We start from the raw sequence: 21,843 nt of genomic DNA, 5'->3' as shown, positions 1-21,843 counted from the left end.
TGTATTTAGTCTTCGAATTATGTCATAATAACATGGTTTAGTCAAACGATGGAACTTCTTGCTGCTTGGATGAAAATGCAAAATGATAATTTAATGGGAAAAAGCGTCGACACGGCGCGCACAGGAATCGTAGGAAGAATGCTCGATGCGAGGTCGGCGGCGTATGTAGCTTGCCTGCTTTGCGCGTTTGTTACCTTCATTGTTTACCTCAAGGCCATTACCTTTGGTTTTGTCAACTGGGACGATAATCAGTATATTCTCGGGAATGTCCTGTTTGAGAAAACCGGATGGAATTTCCTAAACGATGTTTTTATTTATACCTTTGCCAGTAACTGGCATCCGTTGACGATGATGTCGTATAAGATCGATTACATTTTTTGGGGTGACGATCCCATGGGGTATCATTTGACCAATGTGATACTGCATACGGTTGCCACGGGCTTGGTGTTTGTCTTCGGTTACAGGATTTTTCTTGTTGTTTTCAAAGGAGATAATAGACGGAGGGCCGTGATAGCGGCCGCATCGATAGCGGCCATTCTTTTTGGAGTACATCCGCTACATGTTGAAAGTGTGGCGTGGGTATCCGAGCGTAAGGATATTCTCTCGGCATTATTTTTTGTGGCGAGCATGGTTTTATATCTTAGGTATCGTCATGTCGATGAGGTGAGAAAAAAGACTTTTTATGTGCTTTCCCTTTTCGCTTTTGTTCTTGCGTTGTTAAGTAAGCCAATGGCCGTAACGCTACCCGTTGTTCTTCTTATCCTTGATTTTTATCCATTGATGAGAATTTCGTCGTTAAAAACATTGGTCGCCGAAATCATAAATAAGATCCCGTTCTTTGTTTTTAGTGCGGCAGTTTCTGTTGTTACCATATTGATACAAAAACACGGGATGCTGACCCTGGAATCCAAGCCGTTGTCCATGCGTTTGGCGCATGCGTTGTCTGCCTATGTTTTTTATCTCAGGAAAGCTCTTATTCCGGATGTCTTGTTGCCGTATTATGCTCCCACGCCAAATATTTCGTTTTTTTCCGTATCTGTTATTGTTTCGGCTGTAGTCGCTCTGGGCATAACGGCCATCAGTATCGTCTGGTTGCGCCGCCGACCGTACGTAGCTGCCGTCTGGGCAAGTTATGTTTTGACGCTTCTTCCTGTAATAGGCATATTGCAGGTCGGAGGGCAGGCCGCTGCCGACAGGTATATGTACATACCATCCATAGGTCTGTTTTTGATTGCAGGCGCCGGTATGGCAGCGCTATTGTTCTTATTGCCTCATGCAAAACCGGTGAAAGCCGGTATCGCGGTCACAGTAGCGGCTCTATTGGTTCTTATGACGATTAAAACATCTTTTCAGATATCGATATGGAAGGATTCTTATACGCTTTGGACACACCAGATAGAGCATTTCGATGGCAAAGTGTTCCCTTTGCCGCTTGCGAAACGTGCCATGCATTTGTTTTCCATAGGAAGGGTCGATGAAGCGATTGCCGATCTGACGATGGCGATAAATGCCAATCCGGAGAACTGGATATTATATGCTGTCAGAGCCCCTGTATACGAAAAAAAGGGTGAAATTGACAAGGCTATTTTGGATTATAAGGTAGCCGTAGCGCTTAACAAGGCCTGGGCTGCATTCGGGTATGAATATCTTGCATTGTTATTTCGAGGCGCAGGTAATGACAAAAAGGCGCGATATTACGAGAGTCTTAATATGCGTCTTTCACGAGGCGAGGTTCTTTCTGATAAGGAGTTCTGGGTGTCGGTAAGTCCGGTGCAGATAGAAGTGAAGGCAGCGTCCAAAGGCGAGGGGCTGTGAGTTTTTGGGTATAAATCGTATGTCATGTCGATGTGCGCGGTGGTTTTAAGAAGGCACCATAGCTCGTCACGAAGTACAAGGAACCGTATTGCAATTTAAGCGTTGTTGGTTCGAAGCTTAACGATAAAAAGGCCGCTGTTATTTACAAAAAAGCGTCTGGTGATCCGGCGGCTGTTCCCCCGAGCGTATGATTTTCCCATGATAGGCTAAACGAACGAAGTAACGGCCGGTCGTATGGCGGTTTGATTAAGCGTGTAGCACGCGTGGAGATTGGAGTACGAAGAGGTACAAACCTGGCGCAGTTGCAGTGGCGGCGCTGATGTTTATGGAAGTGTGTGGCTAAAAAATTAAAAAGATAGATAAGCCAATGTTTGGAATTTATGAAAACAATAAAAACGGGTACGACACGAGAAAGTACGTTGTGTCGGGTGCGGCATTTGCCGTAGGGCTTTTTACGTTCATGCTGTATCTAAAGGCAATTACCTTCGATTTTGTGAATTGGGACGACAATTTCTATGTTGTCCGTAATTCTTTGCTGAAAAAAGATTGGTGGGAATTCACGCAAACCGTGTTTACGCGGTTTTATATGGATAACTGGCATCCGCTTACGATGCTGTCTTATAAGTTCGATTATGCAATATGGGGCCTGGACCCCATGGGGTATCACCTAACGAATATTATGCTGCACTCACTGGCAACCATGCTGGTGTTGATTTGCGGGTATAAGGTTTTGGGCATAGTATTTTCAGGTGCCGAGAACGACGGTAGAAGGCTTGTTGGAGCGGTTTTTTGCGCAGTGCTGTTTGGCGTTCATCCTCAGCATGTAGAGAGCGTTGCTTGGATATCCGAACGAAAGGATCAACTTTCGGCGATATTCTTTGTTTTAAGCGTTATATTCTATCTTGAGCACAAAGGAGCGCAGGGGAACCGCGCCGCGTGGTTTTATGCCTTGTCATTGAGCGCATTTACGCTGGCTCTTATGAGCAAGGCCATGGCCGTGACGCTGCCGGTGGTTTTGTTGATTTTGGATTTTTATCCGCTCAGAACAATCGATACGTTTAAGAGCCTGGTCAGAGAAACCGTGAGAAAGGCCCCATTTCTCGCGCTTAGCGCGATTATGTCGGTTATAACCGTTTTGGCGCAAAGTACCGCCATTGTGCCGCTTGAATACAAGACCGGCGAGACGCGCATTGCCAATGCGATACAAAGCTGGGTTTTTTATCTCAAGAAGTTGTTTTATCCCGAGCCGCTCCTTCCGTTTTATCAGCAAACTGCGGAGTTCAAGTACTTTTCGTCGGAAACGGTAGTGTCTTTTCTTGTGCTCCTGGCCGTAACCGCAGCGTGTGTTTTGTGGATGAAAAAAAGACCGTATATCGGTGCCGCGTGGGCGTACTATGTTTTGACGCTTTTGCCGGTGATAGGATTGGTGCAGGTCGGGGGGCAGATAGCAGCGGACAGGTACATGTATATTCCGTCGATTGGTTTGTTTTTGCTTGCCGGAGGCGTGCTTGGAGTATTGCTTGGCGGCGGGCGCAAAATGATAGTCAAAATATCTGCCGTAGTCGGTGCTGTTTTTATTACGGTTCTTTTGAGCGTGCAGGCGTCGGCGCAGATAGAGGTATGGCGCGATGACGGTGCAATGTGGATGCACCAGTATAAATTCGCTGTAGCGGCGGACATGAAGCAGCTTGCGCTTATAAAAATCGGAGGTTATTTTTATTTGCGAGGGCAATATGAAGCGGCAATTGCGGCCTACGATGCAGGTTTGAGCCCGACGGCATTAATTCCGGGAGATTATATGTTGAGAGGCGATGCTTATGTGGCCAAAGGTGATTTCGAAAAGGCTGCTGTAGATTACAAGACGATGCTGGCGCTTGACAGGGGCGTGCATTTTGATGCTTTTTTTAAGCTCGGGAAGTTATATACGGCTTCGGGGATGCTGAAAAAAGCGGATTATTATAGATCTCTTGGGGAAAAAATCAGGAAGGGTGAGAAACTTGCTTTTGAAGATATCGAAAAAGCGGCATATCCGGTTAAGGTCGCAAGAAGTAGTAAGTAAACCGGCAAGTTAAAAAAATCGTTGTGTTGGAGCAGTTTGAAAAATGAAAAATAATAGTATATTTGAAAAATCAGGTAATTCCGACAGTGCTGCTAAAAAATGGTTTGTTCCGGCAATATCGCTGGCAATCGGATTGTTTACCTTTGTTGTATATTTGAAAGCCATCACCTTTGGTTTTGTAGACTGGGACGACAATGATTATGTCTTAAACAATCCACTACTTTCCCAAAACGGGTGGGATTTTATTTTCGCCGCATTTACCTCTATGCATCCCGGTAATTGGCACCCGCTTACTAATTTGTCATATAAGTTCGATTATATGATCTGGGGTTTGGATCCCATGGGCTATCATCTTACGAATATAGCTTTGCATGCCATTGCCACAGGGCTTGTGTTCTGGTTCGGGTATAAGCTGTTATCCGTTGTGTTGAACAAAGAGACAGATAGGTTCAGGCTATTTTTTGCCGCATTTGTTTGCGCGATGTTGTTTGGCATACACCCGTTGCATGTGGAAAGTGTTGCCTGGGTATCGGAGCGCAAGGATGTGCTTTGTGCGGTGTTTTATGTTCTTTGTCTGTTGTTTTATATTCGCTATAAAACGGGTGAATCGGCAAGCAGGGGCGGGGCTTATGCGTATTCTCTGTTTTTTTGTGTGTTGTCTATGATGAGCAAGCCGATGGCGGTTTCCATACCGGTGACTTTGCTTATACTGGATTTCTATCCGTTAGGGAGGCTAAATAGTTTCAAGAATCTTATAAGTGAAGCGGTAAACAAAGTGCCGTTTATAATGCTAAGTCTTGCCGTGTCGCTTACGACCATAATGGCCCAAAAGAGTGCAATAGCGCCGTTAGAGGTCAAACCGATGTCTGTCAGGGCGGCGCATATGTTTCAGACCTATGTGTTTTACCTTGAAAAAACCGTTTTTCCGAACGTTCTTATGCCGTTTTATCCGCACAGCGTAGATATATCTCTGTGGTCAGGAAAAACCTTGTTGGCAATATCCTTTTTTGGGTTTATAACTGCGATTGGTGTTATGTATTGTAAAAAGCGGCCATATTTTCTCGCCGCGTGGGCTTTTTACGTTATAACGCTGTTGCCTGTTATCGGTATTGTTCAGGTCGGCGGGCAGGTGGCGGCCGATAGGTATATGTATCTGCCATCCTTGTCGTTATTTCTGCTTGTGGGCGCGGCGCTCGCGGCGTTTTACGGTTACAGAGAAATGCGCGTTGTAAAGGCCGGGGCGATAGCCATTGCGGCTGCTATCGTGATTTTGCTTACCATGAAGACTTCGTCCCAGATAAATATTTGGAGAGACGATTACTCATTTTGGACACATGAGCTTTCCTACGTCGGCAAAGGAAATGCCGATGCGATAGTCCTTAGCCGTATTAAGCGGGGGTATTATTTTTTCCGTATAAACAGGCTTGATGAAGCAATCATAGACTACAATGAAGGCATAAAGGCGAACCCTAAAGCATGGAATCACTATGTTATGCGAGGCAATGCTTTTCAAAGAAGAAATAAAAAAGGGGATATGGAAAAGGCGGAAATCGATTTTAAAACAGCGGTATTGTTAAATGATACGAAAGACCCCTGGGCGTATAGATGTCTTGCATTGTTGTATGTGATAAAAGAGTTGCCGGAAAAGGTGAAGTATTATAGTACGCTCGGAGATAGAGTACAAAAGGGCGAGCGTTTGCCGGCAGCCGAGATAGAAAAAGCAGCAGCACCGTTGAAACTTCAGACTATAGGGCCCGATAAGTAAGATAGTCTTTTGTCAGAGTTTTTTCAGGCGGGCGCTATGCGCCCGGTCTTTTTTGGAAGGCCTCTTTGACGGGCCTTTTTTATTTCCGCAACTATCTTCCTCATCCTCTTCGGTTACGCCCTTTATTTCGTAGTAAAGGGCGTTTTCCAGTATCCGTGCGAACTCTTCCGAAGATATTGCCACAGCTCCATTTTTTTCCGCAAAGCCGGCAACGTCGTTGTCCGATGTTATTATCGTCAGGCCGCCTCCGAATTCCACGCTGGCTTTTTTAAGATAGTCGTCTGCCGTTTCTTTGGCGGTAAATACGGTCGACACGCCTTTTATGTTAAAGCTTCCTTCCGTAAGCCTGCCGCTTCCCTGGGCGTCGAACACGATGGTTATCTTTACGCCGCGAAGCTTTTTGTAGGCAGAGAGCGAGGCTGAGAGCTGTTCTCTCTTTGCCTCGAGGTCGCCGGAGAGAGCGTCCGGGAACATCGTCGCTATAAGGTTGTATCCGTCTATCATAATGCGCATGGACATATAAAAAGATTAGCAGAAGTATGCACCATTAATCAACAACCCTGATTAAATTTGACACAGATATCCCGAATAATGCCTATTTTTTAGGCAGGCGCTGCGGGCTTGTCGGGATAAAATCCAATAAAATCAAGCTGTTAGATTTAGGCACGGTGCTTGCAATATAATATAGAAGTTACGGACGGTTTTTATGGAGGTTCCTTATGAAGAAGATCGAGGCAATTATAAAACCTTTTAAGCTCGACGAGGTAAAGGAAGCGCTTAGCGAAATCGGCATACAGGGCATTACCGTTAGCGAGGTTAAGGGGTTTGGCCGCCAGAAGGGGCACACCGAGCTTTACCGCGGCGCCGAGTACGTGGTGGATTTTCTGCCGAAGATAAAGATGGAAATCGTTGTTAAGGACGATGTGGTCGCAAAGGTCGTTGATACGATAGTGAACGCGGCAAAGACCGGCAGGATCGGCGACGGTAAGGTCTTTGTGCTGCCCGTTGATGAGGTGGTTAGGATAAGGACCGGCGAAAAGGGCGAGGACGCGGTTTAGGTTTTTATAAAACAGCAGGGATTTTCAAAAAACAAGAGAAGGAGCAATAAGAAGATGAAACCGAAAGACGCACTAAAATTTGCGCAGGACAACAAGGCACGGATGGTGGATTTTAAATTCCTCGACTTTATCGGCATATGGCAGCACTTCGTATGCCCGATAGACGAGTTGACCGAAGACGTGTTTGAAGAGGGGCTCGGTTTTGACGGCTCCAGCATAAGAGGCTGGCAGCCTATTCATGCAAGCGACATGCTCGTAATCCCGGACGCAAGGACAGCGGTCATGGAGCCTTTCTCCGAGGTGCCGACACTTAGTCTCATATGCAATGTCGTTGACCCGATAACCAAGGAGGCGTATTCAAGGGACCCGAGGAACATCGCGATCAAGGCAGAGGCATATCTCAAGAGCACGGGCATAGGCGATGTCGCGTACTTCGGCCCTGAGCCCGAGTTCTTCATATTCGACGATATCCGCTATAGCAGCACCCCGCACCAGGGTTTCTTCTATATAGATTCGGAAGAGGCTGTGTGGAACACCGGAAGAGAAGAGTGCCCGAACCTCGGCTATAAGACCCGTCATAAGGAAGGGTACTTCCCGGTTGCGCCGACTGACACGCAAAACGATCTTCGTAACGAGATGTGCCTTATCATGGAGCAGGTCGGGATAAAGGTCGAGAGGCAGCATCACGAGGTCGCAACAGCAGGGCAGGCGGAGATTGATATGCGTTTCGATTCGCTCCTTAACATGGGCGATAAGCTTCAGTGGTTCAAGTACATAATAAAGAACGTCGCAAGAAGGTGGAACAAGACCGTTACCTTCATGCCAAAGCCCCTTTACGGTGACAATGGCAGCGGCATGCACGTTCACCAGTCCATATGGAAGGGCGGTAAGCCCCTTTTCGCCGGCAATAAGTACGGCGGCATGAGCGAGCTCGCCATGTATTATATCGGCGGTATCCTTAAGCACGCTAAGGCCCTTAATGCCATCTGCAACCCGACGACCAATTCCTATAAGAGGCTCGTTCCAGGCTACGAGGCGCCGATAAACCTCGCGTACTCGAGCCGCAACCGTTCGGCCTCCATAAGGATACCGATGTATTCGCCTTCTCCAAAGGCAAAGAGGATCGAAGTAAGGTTCCCTGACCCGGCCTGCAACGGATACCTTGCGATGAGCGCCATGCTCATGGCTGGTCTTGACGGCATTAAGAACAAGATAGATCCGGGTGAGGCGCTCGATAAGAACATCTACGGGCTCTCCCCTGAGGAGCTTAAGAAGATACCGTCGGCAGCAGGCTCCCTTGACGAGGCGCTAAATGCCCTGAAGGATGACCATGAGTTCCTTTTGAAGGGTGATGTCTTTACCCAGGACGTCATAGATACCTGGATAGAGTACAAGACCGAAAAGGAGCTTAAAGAGGTCAGATTAAGGCCTACACCGCACGAGTTCCTCCTGTATTTCGACTGCTAACATACCGATAATAAAGGTATATTTTGCAAAACCCCGGCAGAATTTCTGCCGGGGTTTTGTGCTTTAAAAGTATCACTTAGATTAAGTGTACATTAAAAATCCTTGACCAACAGCAATATTCATGATATAGTCTATTAGCTCGTCGTTTGCCTATAAATACCTAAATACCAAGAGAGGTCCTAAAATTATGGCGAAAGTGAGTATCGATACGTTTAAGGCCGGAGAATTAATGGTATATCCGGCGCACGGGGTGGCTGTTGTTGAGGGGATAGAGAAACGAAAGATACTCGGTAAGGACTCGTCGTTCTATGTGCTTAAGGTTCTCGGCTCTGATGCGACCATCATGGTGCCGACCACCAATGCCGATAACGTGGGACTTAGAAAAGTAATGAAGAAGAGTATGGTCCCGAAGGTCTACTCTGTGCTTAAGCAGAAGAAGTCGGCTTCTCAAGACGGCCAGACGTGGAACAGAAGGTATAGAGATTATACCGAGAAGCTAAAGACCGGATGCGCTATGGAAGTGGCGAGCGTTCTAAGGGATTTAAGCAATCTTAAGAACGGCAAGGAGCTTTCCTTTGGCGAGAGAAAGATGCTCGATACCGCGAGAAACCTTCTTGTAAAGGAAATATCGGTTGCAAAGAAGAAGAAGGAAGAGAACGTTGAGAAGGAGCTCGATATCATATTCAAGGTCAAAAGGGCCTGAGAGGGTTTTATAAAAGTTTCTGGGAATGGAAAGCTGCCCGGCGGCGTAAGATGCCGGGCAGCTTGTTTTTTGTCAGGTTTTGCCGTATAAATCTTATATGGATATGATTGGGAAAATGAACTCACAAAGGCCAAGGGCCGCTGCCGTAATTCCGTCTGCAGGGTTTGGTAAACGGCTCGGTTCCAGGAAAAAGGCGTTTCTTGAGCTTAACGGGCGTCCAATGCTCGCGCACACGCTTAGACCATTCGAGGACTCGTCGTTTGTCGACGCAGTCGTGGTCGTTGTTCCTCCCGGAGACGTTGAGATGTGCGTGGAAGAAGTCATTACGAAGTTTGGCTTTAAAAAAGTTTTGAAGGTGGTCGAGGGCGGCAAGGAGCGGCAAGATTCGGTAAGAAATGGCTTCGAGGTTATAAAGGATTCCTTTGATATTGTCCTTGTGCACGACGCTGCAAGGCCGCTTGTTACTGTAAAGCTTATAGACGAGGTGATAGCAGCGGTGATAAAACACAAGGCAGCCATTCCGGGCATAAAACCGAAGGACACGATAAAGGAAGTATCAGATGGCCGGGTGAAGGCTACCATAGATAGAGATAAGCTCATTTCCGTGCAAACGCCGCAGGGCTTTGCCGTAGATGTTTTAAAAAAGGCATTTGACGCGGCCCTAAAAGACAATTACATCGGCACGGACGAAAGCTCGCTTGTCGAGCGGCTAAGCATTGCCGTAACGGTTGTCGAGGGGCTGCCGGAGAACATCAAGGTCACAACGCCAGTCGACATAGCCGTTGCCGAAGGGCTTTTGAATGGCACAACACCCGTTGACATAACCGTTGTCGAAGAGCTCATGGAGGCCAAAAAATTCGTTGCCAAAGAGCTTTTGAAGGGCAGGGAAAAGCTAAGAGAAAACCCTTGAAGAGCGCGCCCTGATACTGTATCTTTAAGACCTTGGAGAATCTATGCGCATAGGATTCGGTTACGACGTACATAGATATAAGGAAGGCAGGCCGTTTGTGCTCGGAGGCGTGAGGATAGAGTGCGCCTATGGCCCTGACGGGCATTCCGATGCCGATGTTCTTCTTCATGCGGTAATCGACGCGATACTCGGGGCTGCCGGGCTTGGCGACATAGGCCGCCATTTTCCTCCAACCGACAACACGTATAAAGACATATCCAGCCTCGTGCTTCTTGAAAAGACCATAGCCGAGATAAAGAAAAAGAAGCTTAAGGTACATAATATCGATTCCACCGTCGTATGCGAGGAGCCGAAGCTTTTGCCTTACATTGACAGGATACGCGAGACAATTGCAAAGGCGGTTGGCTGCAGCGCGGAGATGGTGAACGTAAAGGGCAAGACAGAGGAAGGCCTCGGGTTTACGGGCTCGAAGCTTGGCATAAAGGCCTATGCAGTTGTTTTGCTCGTTGATAATGCTTAAGAAGGGATAGCGGCAGATAGATGCTTAAAATTTTCAACACAAAGACAGGCGCAAAAGAAGAGTTCAAGGTCTCGGGCAACCGCGTGCTCATGTATGTCTGCGGCCCTACCGTATACGACCTAAGCCACATTGGACACGCAAGAAGCGCTGTGAGCTTCGATGCCGTGTACAGGTATCTAAAGTATGCCGGCTATGAAGTAAAGTTCGCAAAGAATTATACTGACATCGACGACAAGATAATAAACCGTGCCAATAAAGAGGGCAGGACATCCGAGGATGTCGCCGCCGAGTTCATAAAGGCCTACGACGAGGACATGGCATCTCTTGGCGTGGAGCTTCCAAGCATCAGGCCCAAGGCAACCGAGACAATAGAGAAAATCATCGAGGTCATAGAGCGGCTTGTTGAAAAGGGCTTTGCCTACGTGATGGACGGCGATGTTTATTATTCGGTAAGAAAGTTCAAGGAGTACGGAAAACTTTCGGGTAAGAACATCGAGGACCTCGAGGCAGGCGCGAGAGTAGACGTTAACGAGCGCAAGAACGACCCGCTCGATTTTGCGCTCTGGAAGGCATCGAAGCCAAATGAACCGAAGTGGAAGAGCCCGTGGGGCGAAGGCCGTCCGGGGTGGCACATAGAGTGCTCTGCCATGTGCCTTGAGCACCTTGGCGAAACAATAGACATCCACGGCGGCGGTAAGGACCTTGTGTTCCCGCACCACGAAAACGAGGTCGCGCAGAGCGAGGCCGCAATCGGCAAGACATTTGCCAGATACTGGATGCATAATGGGTTTGTGAATATCGAGTCAGAGAAGATGAGCAAGTCGCTTGGTAATATTCTTACCATAAAGGAAGTGCTAAAGAGAAATACCGCTGAAAGTGTCAGGCTCTTTCTTCTCTCCAGCCACTACCGCTCTCCGATAGAGTACTCGGCAGATTCGCTTGTTGAGGCCGAGGCAAAGGCCTCGAGGTTCTATAAAACGCTCGAGCGCGTCGAGACAGAGTGCCCGGAGGCAGTGAAGAATATCCCGGACAAAAAGAATATAAGCGCGATAACCGGGGCCATGGACGACGATTTTAACACCGCTGCAGTTGTGGGCGAGGTGTTTAAGGAAATCGCTGATATAAATAGAGCGCTTGATTCCGGTAAAAAAGACGTAATGGCAATTGCCGCTTCGCTCGGCATAATAAAGGAGGCAGGGAAGATACTTGGCACCTTCGACAAAACCCCGGCTGCTTACTTTGGCGAGTTAAAGGCCATGGCAGCTCTTCCAAAGGAAGAGATAGAGCGTCTTATAAACGAAAGGCTTGAGGCGAAAAAGAACAAGGACTTTAAGCGGGCAGACGCGATACGCGCCGAGTTGAAGGAAAAGGGCATTATGCTCGAGGATACAGCCTCGGGCACTGTATGGACAGTCAAAAACTAGGGCTTATCTTTTTTTCGGCTTGAGCTTTACCCATTCATCGATTGTTTTTCTTTCCTCTTCGTTTAGATCAAGGAACCTCATGCCCATGCCTGCCTCGAGCTTTGTCTCCGGTGAATAGTTCCTTATCCATGCGACCGCACTGTTGCAGATTATTTGCTTGCCGTCCACAGGGGAATCGAAGGCTATCTTGAATTCTTCACCGACCTTTCTTGGGTTTACGGTCGAAATAAAGAGCCCGCCTCTGCTGATGTTTTTTGCGTAACCAAAGAAGACGTTAGAGCGTGCCTCTGTTACGCGAAGCACGAGTATCGGCTTACGCGTGTCGCGCCTTCGGTCGGGCCTTAGCAGTACGTAGTCGCCGTTCTTGTTATCCTTGCCATTTCCCATGGTGGAGTATCTCCTTTAGAGGTTTGCGCGGTTTTTCTTCCACTTTGAGTTCGGTCTCGGGGTATCCAAGGGCTATGATGCCGACGGGTACTACGGCGTCGGGTAAAGAAAGGGTTTTTCTTACTTCAATCGGGTCGAATGCCGCTATCCAGCAGCTTCCGATGCCTTCTGCAGTTGCGGCGCTTATCATTCTCGTAAGTGCTATGGTCACGTCGATTTCCGCGTAGTTGGCGTTGTCGGATTTCCTTACCCAGGCCTGCTTTGGCTCTGCGCAGCCAACGATGCAAAGCGGCGCTGTCTTAAAGCCGTCTTTTGTAAACACGTGGTCAAAGCGTTTCTTGTCCTCGCCTTTTAGCACGATAAAGTGCCAGGGCTGCCGGTTTGCCGCGCTTTCCGAGTTTCTAAGTTCTTCAAGAAGGCGCGAGGTTATTTCGTCGCTTATGCTGTCGGGTTTGAACGCGCGGATGCTTTTGCGTTTTTTGGAGATTGCGTAGAATATTTCGGTGTTCTTATCCATGAGCTCTCTCTTGGTTAGGCGGTTTGCTGTAATGTGCCCGCTACACTATGGCGTCAGCGAAATCCTTTGCGTTGAATTCCTTTAAGTCTTCGGCGCTCTCTCCAACCCCGATGAAACGGATGGGAATTTTCAGCTCCCTGGCCATTGGCACGATTATGCCGCCCTTTGCCGTGCCGTCGAGTTTTGTCACTATTATGCCGGTCACCCCGACGGCCTCGTTAAAGAGGCGCGCCTGGTTAAGGGCGTTCTGGCCGGTCGAGGCGTCGAGCACGAGAAGCCTTTCGTGTGGCGCGCCGGGGAGTTCCTTTTCCATGACGCGCTTTATTTTTTTTAGTTCTTCCATGAGGTTGGTTTTCGTATGCAGCCTTCCGGCTGTGTCGAGGATTACGACATCGGCCTTTTTGGATATTGCCGAGCGTATGGTGTCGTAGGCAACCGCCGCAGGGTCTGCGCCGTGCGAGTGCTTTACGACCTGGCAGTTCGCACGTTTGCACCAGACGTCTAGTTGTTCTATGGCCGCTGCGCGAAAGGTGTCGCCAGCGCCAATGAGCACGTTTTTACCTTTGGCGGAAAAATACGTTGCAAGCTTTCCGATGGTGGTTGTCTTGCCAACCCCGTTTACGCCGAGCACCATTATTACAAAAGGAGTCTGGGGGGCCACGGAGAGCGGCGCCTCAACCGTCCTCATTATGTCGAAAATCTTCGAGCGGATTACTCCGGCAAGGGCGTCCGGCTCTTTGCCGCTGCCCGTCTTGATTGCTTCGATTATTTCCGTGGAAGTTTCGACCCCTATGTCTGCGGTAAGAAGCGATTCCTCGAGCTTCTCAAGTGTCTCTGCTGTCGGCGCCATGCCAAGGGCCGAGGATATTCCGCCGACTATCGCGTTACGGGTTTTTAAGAGTCCTGCTTTTATGCTGTCGAAAACCATGGTTGTCCGATTTGGCGCGTAAGTTTTACGCTATACTTTAAGAATAAAAGGATAACATAGCGGCAATTTAAATGAAAGTTTTTTATGAGCTTACGCAGGAACGTTAATTGATATACCTGAGCCGGAATTACGGCTTGATATAATAATAATATTTGGTATAATTATACAGTAAGTAGCGCAGCTAAACGTTTCCTTAAAAACCAAACCGATTTATACATAAAAATTGATTTTATAGGGCCTATGAAATCCGCCAATCTGGCAAAATCATTCATAGGAGTGTTGTTGCTTATTGCCATTATATTTTTTGCGTTAATGGTCAATACGGTTAATACGCTCCACGGCAGCCATGGGGAAATAAACCTTGTGGGGCGTCAGAGGTTTTTCGTAGTGTCTATACAGAATCTTGTTTTAAGGTCTGTGAATGCTTCGGAGGCTGAATTTGATAGAATTTCCCATGCGCTGGATGAAAACATCGGGCAGGTAGACAGCGTTCTCTATGGCCTCAAGCACGGAGATGCCAGGTATGGAACATCGGGTTTTGCCGAGAATGAGGAAATAATAAAAAGCCTTAATGCAACTGAGGCGGGCTGGGGGAACGTAAAGACCGCATTAAAGGAGTTTAAAGATAAGAAAGTCAGCAGAAGTAAGCGGACGGAGATCCTCGATGTATTGATTCCGGGCCTGATAAACCAGATAGACGATAATGTGCGGCTTATGTCCGCGCATTATGCGGCAAATGTCATGCGAATGAAGACCATGACAGCGGCCTTTGCCGTATTCTTCGTTGTGTGTTTTTTGATAATGTATCTTATTAATCGTAGAATCGTTGTCGAGCCGCTTGAAAACACGGTTCTTGGCATGGAGTGCCTTGCCAAAGGTAATTATAATTATCAACTTGACGAAAAAGGAACTGTCGAGTTGGCCGATATCGCGGCATATTATAACGCGGCAGTTGCTATGCTGAAGGACTCCATAGCGCATTATATTGAGATACTCGAGTCATTGCCCGACTGCGTTGTAGAACTTGACCGGGCCGGCAGGATAAAGTACGCGAACCACGGGGCGATGAGGCTTTTAAAGAAAAGCGGCAGCGGGCTCCTTGGCGCGCGCTTTGGCGATTTCATGGATAAGTCAGCGGACTTGGATTATAAAGCGTTCCTGGCCGCTGTGTTCGACGGAAGGCCGCAGGAACCAAGGGAGTTTGGCGGCAGCAAAGACGGTATATGGGATATAACCGCAGTGCCGCTTGCATCGGGCGGAAAAATCGAGTCTGCGCTGCTTGTTGCCAGAGATGTGAGCGAAAAAAAGCGTCTTATGGACGAGGCCGTAGAGGCAAGGGTCAGGGCCGAGGAAAGCGAGCAAAAACTGAAGGCGGCAATAAAGAATCTCGAGGACCTGGCCATACTTGCCGTAAAAAGGGAAATGCATAAACAGGAGGCCGGAACATTCGGCAGCCAAACGCTTCGAGAGCGGGGCGTTAAGGACGATTTTCGGGAAGAGACGTAAATATAAATGCATAAAGAATTCTTGGATGTAAGAAAAAAACTTTCGCTTTCGATTCTGGCGGCAATGCTTGGCGTTGTGCTGATTGCCCTTGGCGCCAGGGTTGTTTTTCTTTTTTATGTCGAGGATGTGGATAGTTCGAATATACTTGGCGCCGTCGAGCCTGAAAAGATACTGGAGCAGGCGCAATATGTCAGTTTTGGGTTTTCTGTCCTGGTAGGCCTGGCGGTCGGTATCGTATTTTCCGTTATTTTCTGGAAGAAGATAGTGGCTATATTGGATACGTTGTTTGTCGGGGCAGCGGCGGTCGTTAAAAGAAGCAGTTTGCTGGAATTGAAGTGGAGCAGGCTTGAAATGTCGGGAGTGGCAAAAAAGCACGGAAAAGACGATGGGCTTGTATCGATGCTTGGCAGGGCCGTTGGTCTCGTGGAGGCAGAGGTGGAGATAGTAAGCAAGGCCTTGTCTGTGAGCGATTTTTTTGTCTGTGCCGTTGATTCGAAGGGGAACATTCTGTATGCAGGCAAGACGTTTCTGGATACATTTGGTCTCGTTTATGCCGGGGCCAAGGGGCCAAACATAGCGCAGGTCTTGGGCGATGTTGATATGGATGTGCTTGGTTCTTCCCCGATGACCGTTGAAGCCAGAATCGGCGGAGTAAAAAAACGCATCCGGGCCGCTGCCATGAAACTCGATACCATAAGGGACGGTTTTGTCATTGTGTTTACGGAGACGGGCAAGGTCGAAGAGTTACGTAGCGAGGTGCGCGCGGTAAAAAGGGAGCTTGAGCAAAGAGAGCGCAGGCACGAGGAAGTGGTCGACAGCCTTGTTGGCATGGTAAAGATCCTCGATGACGGAGAAAAGGACTTGAAGGCCGCGTACAACGAACTCAAGCAGGCACAGGACCATCTGACGCAGGTCTCGAAGCTTAGGGCCCTTGGCGAGATGTCTGCCGTGCTCGCGCACGAGCTAAGGCAGCCGCTTACGGTGGTAAGCGGGCTTACCCAGCACCTTCTTAAAAAGGAAGGCATGGACGCCGATGTGTTCGAAAAATTAAAAGTAATAGACTCTGCGGCAAGAAAGATGGAAAATGTAGTCGGGCATCTTCGCGTGTTCATGCGTCAGGATAATCCCGTGTACAAACAGGTGGACTTAAATGCCGTTATCGACGATGCGTTCATAGTCGTTGGCGAGATACTAAAGAAAAGCGGTGTAGAGGTCAGGTTTGAAAAAGGAACGCTGCCGCCTGTTATCGGCGATTCTACCAGGCTCGAGCAGGTAATCGTAAATCTCGTTGCCAACGCGCGGGACGCCATGCCTGGCGGCGGAGAGATTGTGCTTGCAACGGAGTGCGAGGACGGCCCTGACTCACGTCATGTCATATTAAGTGTCAGCGATACGGGCACGGGAATGGATGAGAGAACGGTGGCAAGGCTTTTCGAGCCGTTCTTTACGACAAAAGAGCCTGGGGTAGGCACCGGCCTTGGCCTTAGCGTTAGCAGGGGCATAGTCAGGGAGCACGGCGGCAATATCTTCGTAGATAGCAAGCCTGGCAAGGGTTCGGTGTTCACGGTCAAGCTGCCTGCAGCGCCCAAAGGGGGCCTGGCATGATAACGGCAACGGAGCTTGGAAAAAGGGCGAAAACTTTTGCGCTGCCTTTTCTGGACGTGTTTTTCCCGAACCTCTGCCGCTTTTGCGGCAAGACAGCTTCGGACAGCTGGCTTTGCAATGCCTGTCTCGATAGTATCAGGAAGATATCCGATGCTGCGCACTGCGTAAAATGCGGCAGGCCTTTTGCCGGAGCGATAGAAACGCCGGGTAGCTGCGGCGAATGTCTTACGGAAAAGCGCTGGTTCGAGGCGATGCGCAGTGCGTTTTTCTACGATGGCAATGTTGCGGAGGCGGTGCGCGATTTAAAGTACAATAAAAAGACCGAGCTTGCGCGGCCGATGGCCAAGTGGGTGTCTCTGGCTGCGAAAGGTCTTGGCGAAGGCGGCTTCGATACGGTCATGCCCGTGCCGCTTCATTTAAAACGGCTAAGGGAGCGCGGTTTTAACCAGTCGCTTCTTATAGCGCGCGAGGTTTCGAAAAGGCTTGGCGCACGCCTTTCTTACGACAATCTCGAAAGGATCAGGCACACCAGGCCGCAGGTCGAGCTCGAGCACAACGAGCGGAGTGCGAACGTGAAAGACGCCTTTGCGCTCAGGGACAAGGGCGCGGTAAAGAACAGGCGCGTTCTTCTCATCGACGACGTGTGTACCACCGGAGCGACCATAGCCGAGTGCTCAAAGGTGCTTGCCAGGGCCGGGGCAGCGGTCTATGTTGCCACGTTTGCCATGGCAGTCAAACTGTGATATCGTTATACGAATGTCGAACATTGCGCGGTGCGAGGCGTGGGAGAGATCGTAGGGCTTAAAAAACTGCTTACATGCCTGAAAAGGCAAAAGGCGAAGAGGAAAAAGGTTGTTTTCACGAACGGCTGTTTCGATATCCTGCATGCCGGGCATGTGAGGTATCTTAAAAAGGCGGCATCGCTTGGCGATGTGCTCGTTATCGGTCTAAACAGCGATTCTTCCGTAAGGGGCATCAAAGGCCACAAACGCCCCATAGTTCCGGAGAAAGAGCGCGCAGAGGTGCTCTCGGCGCTCGGATTTGTCGATTATGTCGTGCTCTTTGGCGATTCAACACCCATTAAGCTCATAACCGCGGTAAAGCCGGATATCCTTGTAAAGGGCGCTGATTGGAAAAAAGGGCAGATAGTCGGCGAGGACGTTGTTATGGCAAACGGCGGGCGCGTTGCCAGGATACGGCTCGTAAAAGGGCTCTCCACCACGAACATCGTAGAGAAAATCCTTAAATCCCACGCATAGGCGCGTTTTACTGAAGGTGTATGTCGGTTGCAAGTTCGCGGCCGTCTTTTTCGTAGCGCACCTTCAATCGTCCGTTCTCTTCCACTATAAATGTGATGTCTGTGCTTCCTTCTATAGGAGCGTCGAATGAAAGCGTGACGGTCTTGAAAGCCCTCAGATCGAGTTCGTCGGGCGTGTGCTTAAGTATTTGCTTTATGAACTCCATGCCGCCCTCGGATATCCAGCGCCGTACGATAAGGGAATCGGGCACCTCGAAGAGTTCGAGAAATATTTCCTTCTGTCCACCGAGCGTCATGGCAGGAGTAAAGCGCAAGGTCTTTTTGAACGGAAGCGATTCGCCCTTTTCGAGTACGATTTCGTAGGCAAACTGTTTTTCCTCTTCCCTTGCAATGTGCTTTATTGCGTACGCCATGGCCAGGTGGCGGTCCAGCACCGAGGCCGTGCCGTAGAGGGCCGCGCCCCTTGCGACCGACGACAGCGGGCTGTGGTCGTATATCGCGTTTTGCACGGCCAGGTTGTGGAAGTAGTGAGATATCTTTTCCTTGAACGACGGTATCTGCGAAGAGCCCCCGGTTATGATGACGGCCTCTATCATGGATTTATAAACGCCGAGCTTCGAAGCCTTTTTTAGCACGTTCGAAAGTTCCCTGTCTATGTCGCTGTAGAACCCTCTGCGCGAGAGAAGCTCCTCGAACTCTATGCGCGTAAGTTCCGCGATATCGCGGCCGCCAAACACGAACTTCGCCGAGTTTTTGGCGCTAAGTTCTATTTTCAGCGCCTCTGCCGCAGTCAGGGCCTCGTGCCCCGAAGGGTTGGTCCTAAGGTTATGCTTTTCGTTCACGTACTCGGCCACCCAGCGGTCTATGTCGCGCCCGCCAAGCATCTTGGATCTGTCGGGCTTTGCTATGACGTGTGTCATGTCGGTAGAGAGCCTTAAAAGCATCGGGTCGAGCGTGCAGCCGCCAAAGTCGAGAACAAGGACGAATTTTTCCTTTTTCTCCGCCACGTTATAGCCTATCGCCGCAGCAAGCGGCTCTTCCACGAGCTTTATGCGCGCGCTGCCCGCGTATTTTTCGATGATTCTGGTAAGTTCGCCGCTGTAATCCGTATACCCGACCGGCACTGTCACGGAAACGGTATCGAAAATCCTGCCGGAAAGTTTCTTGAAAAACCCGGGCACCTCGACAGATTCCTTTATTCTGGAGTACAGGATGCGGAAAAACTTCTCGATGAGCTCGCGCCCCTCTTCGTCGCCTTCCATGAACAGTTTTTTTATGTTGTTCGAGCGCGACTGGGCCGGCGCCGCAGCGCCTATCAAGTCGTTGTTCTTGTCTACTGCCGTGCTTATGAAGGCAACGCTTCCGATGGTTTCGGATAATCCTTCTATGTTGACGAATTCCGGGAATGCCCCGGGTTTTTTAAGCATTACAACGGTATTGGTGGCGCCAAGGTCTATCGAGAGCGCGTAGCCTTCGCGCGTATCCGCCATAACGGATGCCGTGCGGCTTCGTTTGTCTATGCCGAGGCATGCCTCGCTGACATAAAGTGGACGCTCTACTTCGGCGCCGTGGTATCTGCCTTTTAAGGACGAGACCTTGTCGAACACCTTGCGTATCGAGTCCCTGAAAGTTTTTGGCCTTACCCATACGTGCGTGTAGGGCCTTAGAATTTCCAGAAGGCGCACATCGTTTAAGTTATCGGCTATCAGGTTCAGCTGTTTCAGGAAAAAATCGGCGTAATGGAAGCGGGTGTAATGTTTTTTCTTCGAATCCGATATTTTTTTGTCCGCGACGATCAGTATCCGGTCGAGTATCTCTATGGGCTCGTAGTCCGACATCTGGCTTCTTAGAGAAAAGAACGGAAGGCTCTTCTCGACCGTATCGAGCAGTATGTCGGAGAATTCGCGCGTCTTTGGCACGTCCTTTAGGAATTCGTTATATCCGTACTGCCTGGCGAAGCTGTCGGCGAGCGTGTCGACCGAGGCAAGGGCGGCCCTGAAAGCGCTCTTTCTTAGCGGTAAAAACTCTGCTGTCTCGGGCAGCCTGTTGGCCATGAAGAGAAGGGCGTATTTCTTGTAATACGGCTCAACGATGTGCTCCGTTGACTCGATGGCCGTGGTCAGGGCCTTTTTGAAGAGTTCGAGGAACTCGCCCCTGTGCGGCAGCGAGAACGCAAGCCCGAGGAATGTGTGGTTTCTGTAGACCTCCACGTCGCAGCTTTTCGGAAGTTCCCTTGCTATCTCGGGAAGCGAGTATTGCCTAAAGCCCGGAAGGCCGGCAAACCCGAGGCTCACCTTCATGGCATGGAGCATGAGGGCTTCGTATTCGTCCCTGTGTTTGAGTCTCGATGCAATTTCCGCAAGCGCGTAGCGCCGCGCAAAGCGGTCGTCTATCTTGTCTGCGGCCTCGATGTATTTTTCCACGACGCGCGCGTATGCCTCGGCGTACTCCGGTTTGTCGGGCACGCAGTCTACAAGGCGCGTAAGCGTTGATTTGCGGTGTATGGGCTCGGGTATGGCGTCTGTGGAGTTGATGGCGCCGGGGAACACTTCTTTAAACAGGTCCATGCACGGGCCGTGCTTTGGCATCGTGATGGCAAGCTCGATGAGTGCGTTTCGCATTTCTTCGGCGTCGCTGATGTTTCGTATGTACGCGTACGCCGATTTGAAGTCCTCGGCCCTGTCGCTAGACTCTGGCAGCGAGCGCAGGTATTTTAGCGCCGCGTCGCGCTGCTCAACTGCGCTTGTGCGCGCTATGCCGGAATTGTCCCTGAAGAAGTTCTCTATCGTCATGGTGTGGGTCGTTTTACAAGAGGATGGAGTTTATTCCCGCCGGCTTCGAAAATCCGGTCTCTACCACCGAACCGTCCTTGTTGATTATTATCTCCGCTTTGCCTGGCAAAATAAAATCATCTATCGAATAAACGCCGGAGAGAAAGTGAAGGCGCTGGTTTGTGGAACCTCTTGCAAGAGTTGTCCTTTCTGTGTTGTTTTCGTCGAACGCCCCGTCTATGAGCACGTCTATGTGCTCGAGCGCAGGGCTAAGCTCCGTTGATGAACGTATTTCCTCTATCGTGAATCCCGTGTACACGGCGGTCGTAAGGCCGTGTTCGCGTTTTGCGGTTTTAAGCAGTTCACAGAGCGCCGCGCTTTGCAGAAACGGCTCACCTCCGCTAACAGTTAAGCCGCTTACGTTTTTAGAGAGGAAACGCGCGAATATCTCCCGTATGCCGTATTTGACGCCAGTGCCGATTGAGTGCGTTGCCGGATTGAAGCAGCCAGGACAGTTCCTGTGACAGCCCTGGAAAAAGACCACCAGCCTCTGTCCTGGGCCGTTTACACGCGACCTCTCGATTATCGCGTGCGTGTCTATGAATATCGACGATGCCATGTGCTTATTTGTCGCCTTTTTTTATGCGAAGTTTTTCTTCGCGCTCGTGTTCTTCTTTTATGGTGAAGACCTCGACCTTTCCTATGACCTTCGATAGGTGTTCGGCCACCTCTTTACAGTCCTTGAACACGGTCGAATCTATCTCGACCTTGCCGTCGGGTGTTATCTTTATTTTTATCTCTTTACCCATATTTAGCCTTTAAGCACGATGCGGATCTCTCCGGCGGTTTCTATCTCTTCGGCTATCTCGAAGTCCAGCGGCATGTTGTCTTTGATTGCCTCGTACGCGTAGAGCTGCTTTAGCCTGCTCGAGAAGGCGCTTACCACTCTTGCGTCTCCCTGCAGTTCGTACTCGCCGGTCTTTGTTTTTACTACCTGTATAATGTCGCCGGCGCGGTTTATTTCGACGCTTTCCTTCTTTTCGTTTATGGCGTAGTTCTTTATCTCGCCTGTCTGCTTAAGGGCGGCTATGGCAGCGAGCACGTACTGTTTGTTTTTGAGTTCGGTGTTGAGCTTTGTGAAAAACGACAT

21 protein-coding genes are annotated in these 21,843 nt (G+C 49.5%); 13 read left to right on the top strand and 8 right to left on the bottom strand.

Annotation, left to right across the window (positions count from 1 at the left end; genetic code table 11):
• Positions 1–48: 48 nt before the first annotated feature.
• From OEV59_03950 to OEV59_03940, 3 genes are all read left to right on the top strand, one after another.
• The gene (locus OEV59_03950; protein MDH4226895.1) at positions 49–1,815 is read left to right on the top strand and encodes a tetratricopeptide repeat protein; all 1,767 of its coding nucleotides are present in this window, start codon (positions 49–51) and stop codon (positions 1,813–1,815) included.
• 367 nt (positions 1,816–2,182) lie between these two features.
• The gene (locus OEV59_03945) at positions 2,183–3,874 is read left to right on the top strand and encodes a tetratricopeptide repeat protein (GenBank protein ID MDH4226894.1); all 1,692 of its coding nucleotides are present in this window, start codon (positions 2,183–2,185) and stop codon (positions 3,872–3,874) included.
• A gap of 43 nt (positions 3,875–3,917) precedes the next feature.
• Positions 3,918–5,639 (top strand): hypothetical protein, encoded by a 1,722-nt coding sequence (locus OEV59_03940; protein ID MDH4226893.1) that lies wholly within the window; start codon positions 3,918–3,920, stop codon positions 5,637–5,639.
• A 12-nt stretch (positions 5,640–5,651) separates the two neighbouring features.
• On the opposite strand, the gene OEV59_03935 is transcribed toward OEV59_03940, so the two are convergent.
• The gene (locus OEV59_03935) at positions 5,652–6,158 is read right to left on the bottom strand and encodes an NYN domain-containing protein (protein MDH4226892.1); all 507 of its coding nucleotides are present in this window, start codon (positions 6,156–6,158) and stop codon (positions 5,652–5,654) included.
• A gap of 200 nt (positions 6,159–6,358) precedes the next feature.
• Between OEV59_03935 and OEV59_03930 the strand changes: the two genes are divergently transcribed.
• The 6 genes from OEV59_03930 to cysS all read left to right on the top strand — a co-directional run bounded on the left by OEV59_03930 (position 6,359) and on the right by cysS (position 11,721).
• Positions 6,359–6,697 (top strand): P-II family nitrogen regulator, encoded by a 339-nt coding sequence (locus tag OEV59_03930; GenBank protein ID MDH4226891.1) that lies wholly within the window; start codon positions 6,359–6,361, stop codon positions 6,695–6,697.
• A gap of 54 nt (positions 6,698–6,751) precedes the next feature.
• The gene (gene glnA, locus OEV59_03925; protein MDH4226890.1) at positions 6,752–8,164 is read left to right on the top strand and encodes a type I glutamate--ammonia ligase; all 1,413 of its coding nucleotides are present in this window, start codon (positions 6,752–6,754) and stop codon (positions 8,162–8,164) included.
• 187 nt (positions 8,165–8,351) lie between these two features.
• A complete protein-coding gene (locus tag OEV59_03920) occupies positions 8,352–8,867 on the top strand; it encodes a CarD family transcriptional regulator (GenBank protein ID MDH4226889.1) in 516 nt (171 codons plus the stop codon).
• 115 nt (positions 8,868–8,982) lie between these two features.
• Positions 8,983–9,777, top strand: coding sequence for a 2-C-methyl-D-erythritol 4-phosphate cytidylyltransferase (gene ispD / locus OEV59_03915; GenBank protein ID MDH4226888.1), 795 nt, complete (start codon positions 8,983–8,985; stop codon positions 9,775–9,777).
• A gap of 43 nt (positions 9,778–9,820) precedes the next feature.
• Positions 9,821–10,297 carry a 2-C-methyl-D-erythritol 2,4-cyclodiphosphate synthase gene (gene ispF, locus OEV59_03910; GenBank protein MDH4226887.1) on the top strand — a complete coding sequence of 159 codons (477 nt, stop codon included), beginning with the start codon at positions 9,821–9,823 and terminating at the stop codon, positions 10,295–10,297.
• Between the two features lie 20 nt (positions 10,298–10,317).
• Complete coding sequence (cysS, locus tag OEV59_03905) at positions 10,318–11,721, top strand: cysteine--tRNA ligase (protein MDH4226886.1); 1,404 nt, start codon at positions 10,318–10,320, stop codon at positions 11,719–11,721.
• Positions 11,722–11,724: 3 nt separating this feature from the next.
• On the opposite strand, the gene OEV59_03900 is transcribed toward cysS, so the two are convergent.
• The 3 genes from OEV59_03900 to ftsY are packed head-to-tail and all read right to left on the bottom strand — an operon-like array spanning position 11,725 to position 13,553.
• On the bottom strand, positions 11,725–12,108 hold the full coding sequence (locus tag OEV59_03900) for a PilZ domain-containing protein (GenBank protein MDH4226885.1): 384 nt from the start codon (positions 12,106–12,108) through the stop codon (positions 11,725–11,727).
• Positions 12,089–12,625 (bottom strand): nitroreductase family protein, encoded by a 537-nt coding sequence (locus tag OEV59_03895; GenBank protein ID MDH4226884.1) that lies wholly within the window; start codon positions 12,623–12,625, stop codon positions 12,089–12,091. The genes OEV59_03900 and OEV59_03895 overlap by 20 nt, the downstream gene beginning before the upstream one ends.
• Positions 12,626–12,665: 40 nt before the next feature.
• Positions 12,666–13,553 carry a signal recognition particle-docking protein FtsY gene (gene ftsY / locus OEV59_03890; protein MDH4226883.1) on the bottom strand — a complete coding sequence of 296 codons (888 nt, stop codon included), beginning with the start codon at positions 13,551–13,553 and terminating at the stop codon, positions 12,666–12,668.
• A 387-nt stretch (positions 13,554–13,940) separates the two neighbouring features.
• Here ftsY and OEV59_03885 point away from each other — a divergent pair, with 387 nt between their 5' ends.
• The 4 genes from OEV59_03885 to rfaE2 are packed head-to-tail and all read left to right on the top strand — an operon-like array spanning position 13,941 to position 17,923.
• Positions 13,941–15,059 (top strand): PAS domain-containing protein, encoded by a 1,119-nt coding sequence (locus OEV59_03885; GenBank protein MDH4226882.1) that lies wholly within the window; start codon positions 13,941–13,943, stop codon positions 15,057–15,059.
• Between the two features lie 6 nt (positions 15,060–15,065).
• Positions 15,066–16,664 (top strand): HAMP domain-containing histidine kinase, encoded by a 1,599-nt coding sequence (locus OEV59_03880; GenBank protein ID MDH4226881.1) that lies wholly within the window; start codon positions 15,066–15,068, stop codon positions 16,662–16,664.
• On the top strand, positions 16,661–17,407 hold the full coding sequence (locus OEV59_03875; GenBank protein ID MDH4226880.1) for a ComF family protein: 747 nt from the start codon (positions 16,661–16,663) through the stop codon (positions 17,405–17,407). Before OEV59_03880 ends, OEV59_03875 begins: the two co-directional genes overlap by 4 nt.
• A gap of 39 nt (positions 17,408–17,446) precedes the next feature.
• The gene (rfaE2, locus tag OEV59_03870; GenBank protein MDH4226879.1) at positions 17,447–17,923 is read left to right on the top strand and encodes a D-glycero-beta-D-manno-heptose 1-phosphate adenylyltransferase; all 477 of its coding nucleotides are present in this window, start codon (positions 17,447–17,449) and stop codon (positions 17,921–17,923) included.
• Positions 17,924–17,930: 7 nt separating this feature from the next.
• Here rfaE2 and OEV59_03865 read toward each other — a convergent pair whose 3' ends face one another.
• From OEV59_03865 to OEV59_03850, 4 genes are read right to left on the bottom strand one after another with little or no spacing between them, the layout of a single operon-like run.
• Positions 17,931–20,714, bottom strand: a complete 2,784-nt coding sequence (locus tag OEV59_03865; protein ID MDH4226878.1) for an Hsp70 family protein — start codon at positions 20,712–20,714, stop codon at positions 17,931–17,933.
• 13 nt (positions 20,715–20,727) lie between these two features.
• Positions 20,728–21,312, bottom strand: a complete 585-nt coding sequence (locus OEV59_03860) for a radical SAM protein (protein ID MDH4226877.1) — start codon at positions 21,310–21,312, stop codon at positions 20,728–20,730.
• 4 nt (positions 21,313–21,316) lie between these two features.
• On the bottom strand, positions 21,317–21,502 hold the full coding sequence (locus OEV59_03855) for a hypothetical protein (protein ID MDH4226876.1): 186 nt from the start codon (positions 21,500–21,502) through the stop codon (positions 21,317–21,319).
• A 2-nt stretch (positions 21,503–21,504) separates the two neighbouring features.
• On the bottom strand, positions 21,505–21,843 hold the full coding sequence (locus OEV59_03850; GenBank protein ID MDH4226875.1) for a hypothetical protein: 339 nt from the start codon (positions 21,841–21,843) through the stop codon (positions 21,505–21,507).

The sequence above is a fragment of the Deltaproteobacteria bacterium genome, from assembly GCA_029858205.1.
Lineage (GTDB): Bacteria > Desulfobacterota > GWC2-55-46 > GWC2-55-46 > DRQE01 > JAOUFM01.
This window is presented reverse-complemented; position numbering and strand designations above follow the sequence as displayed.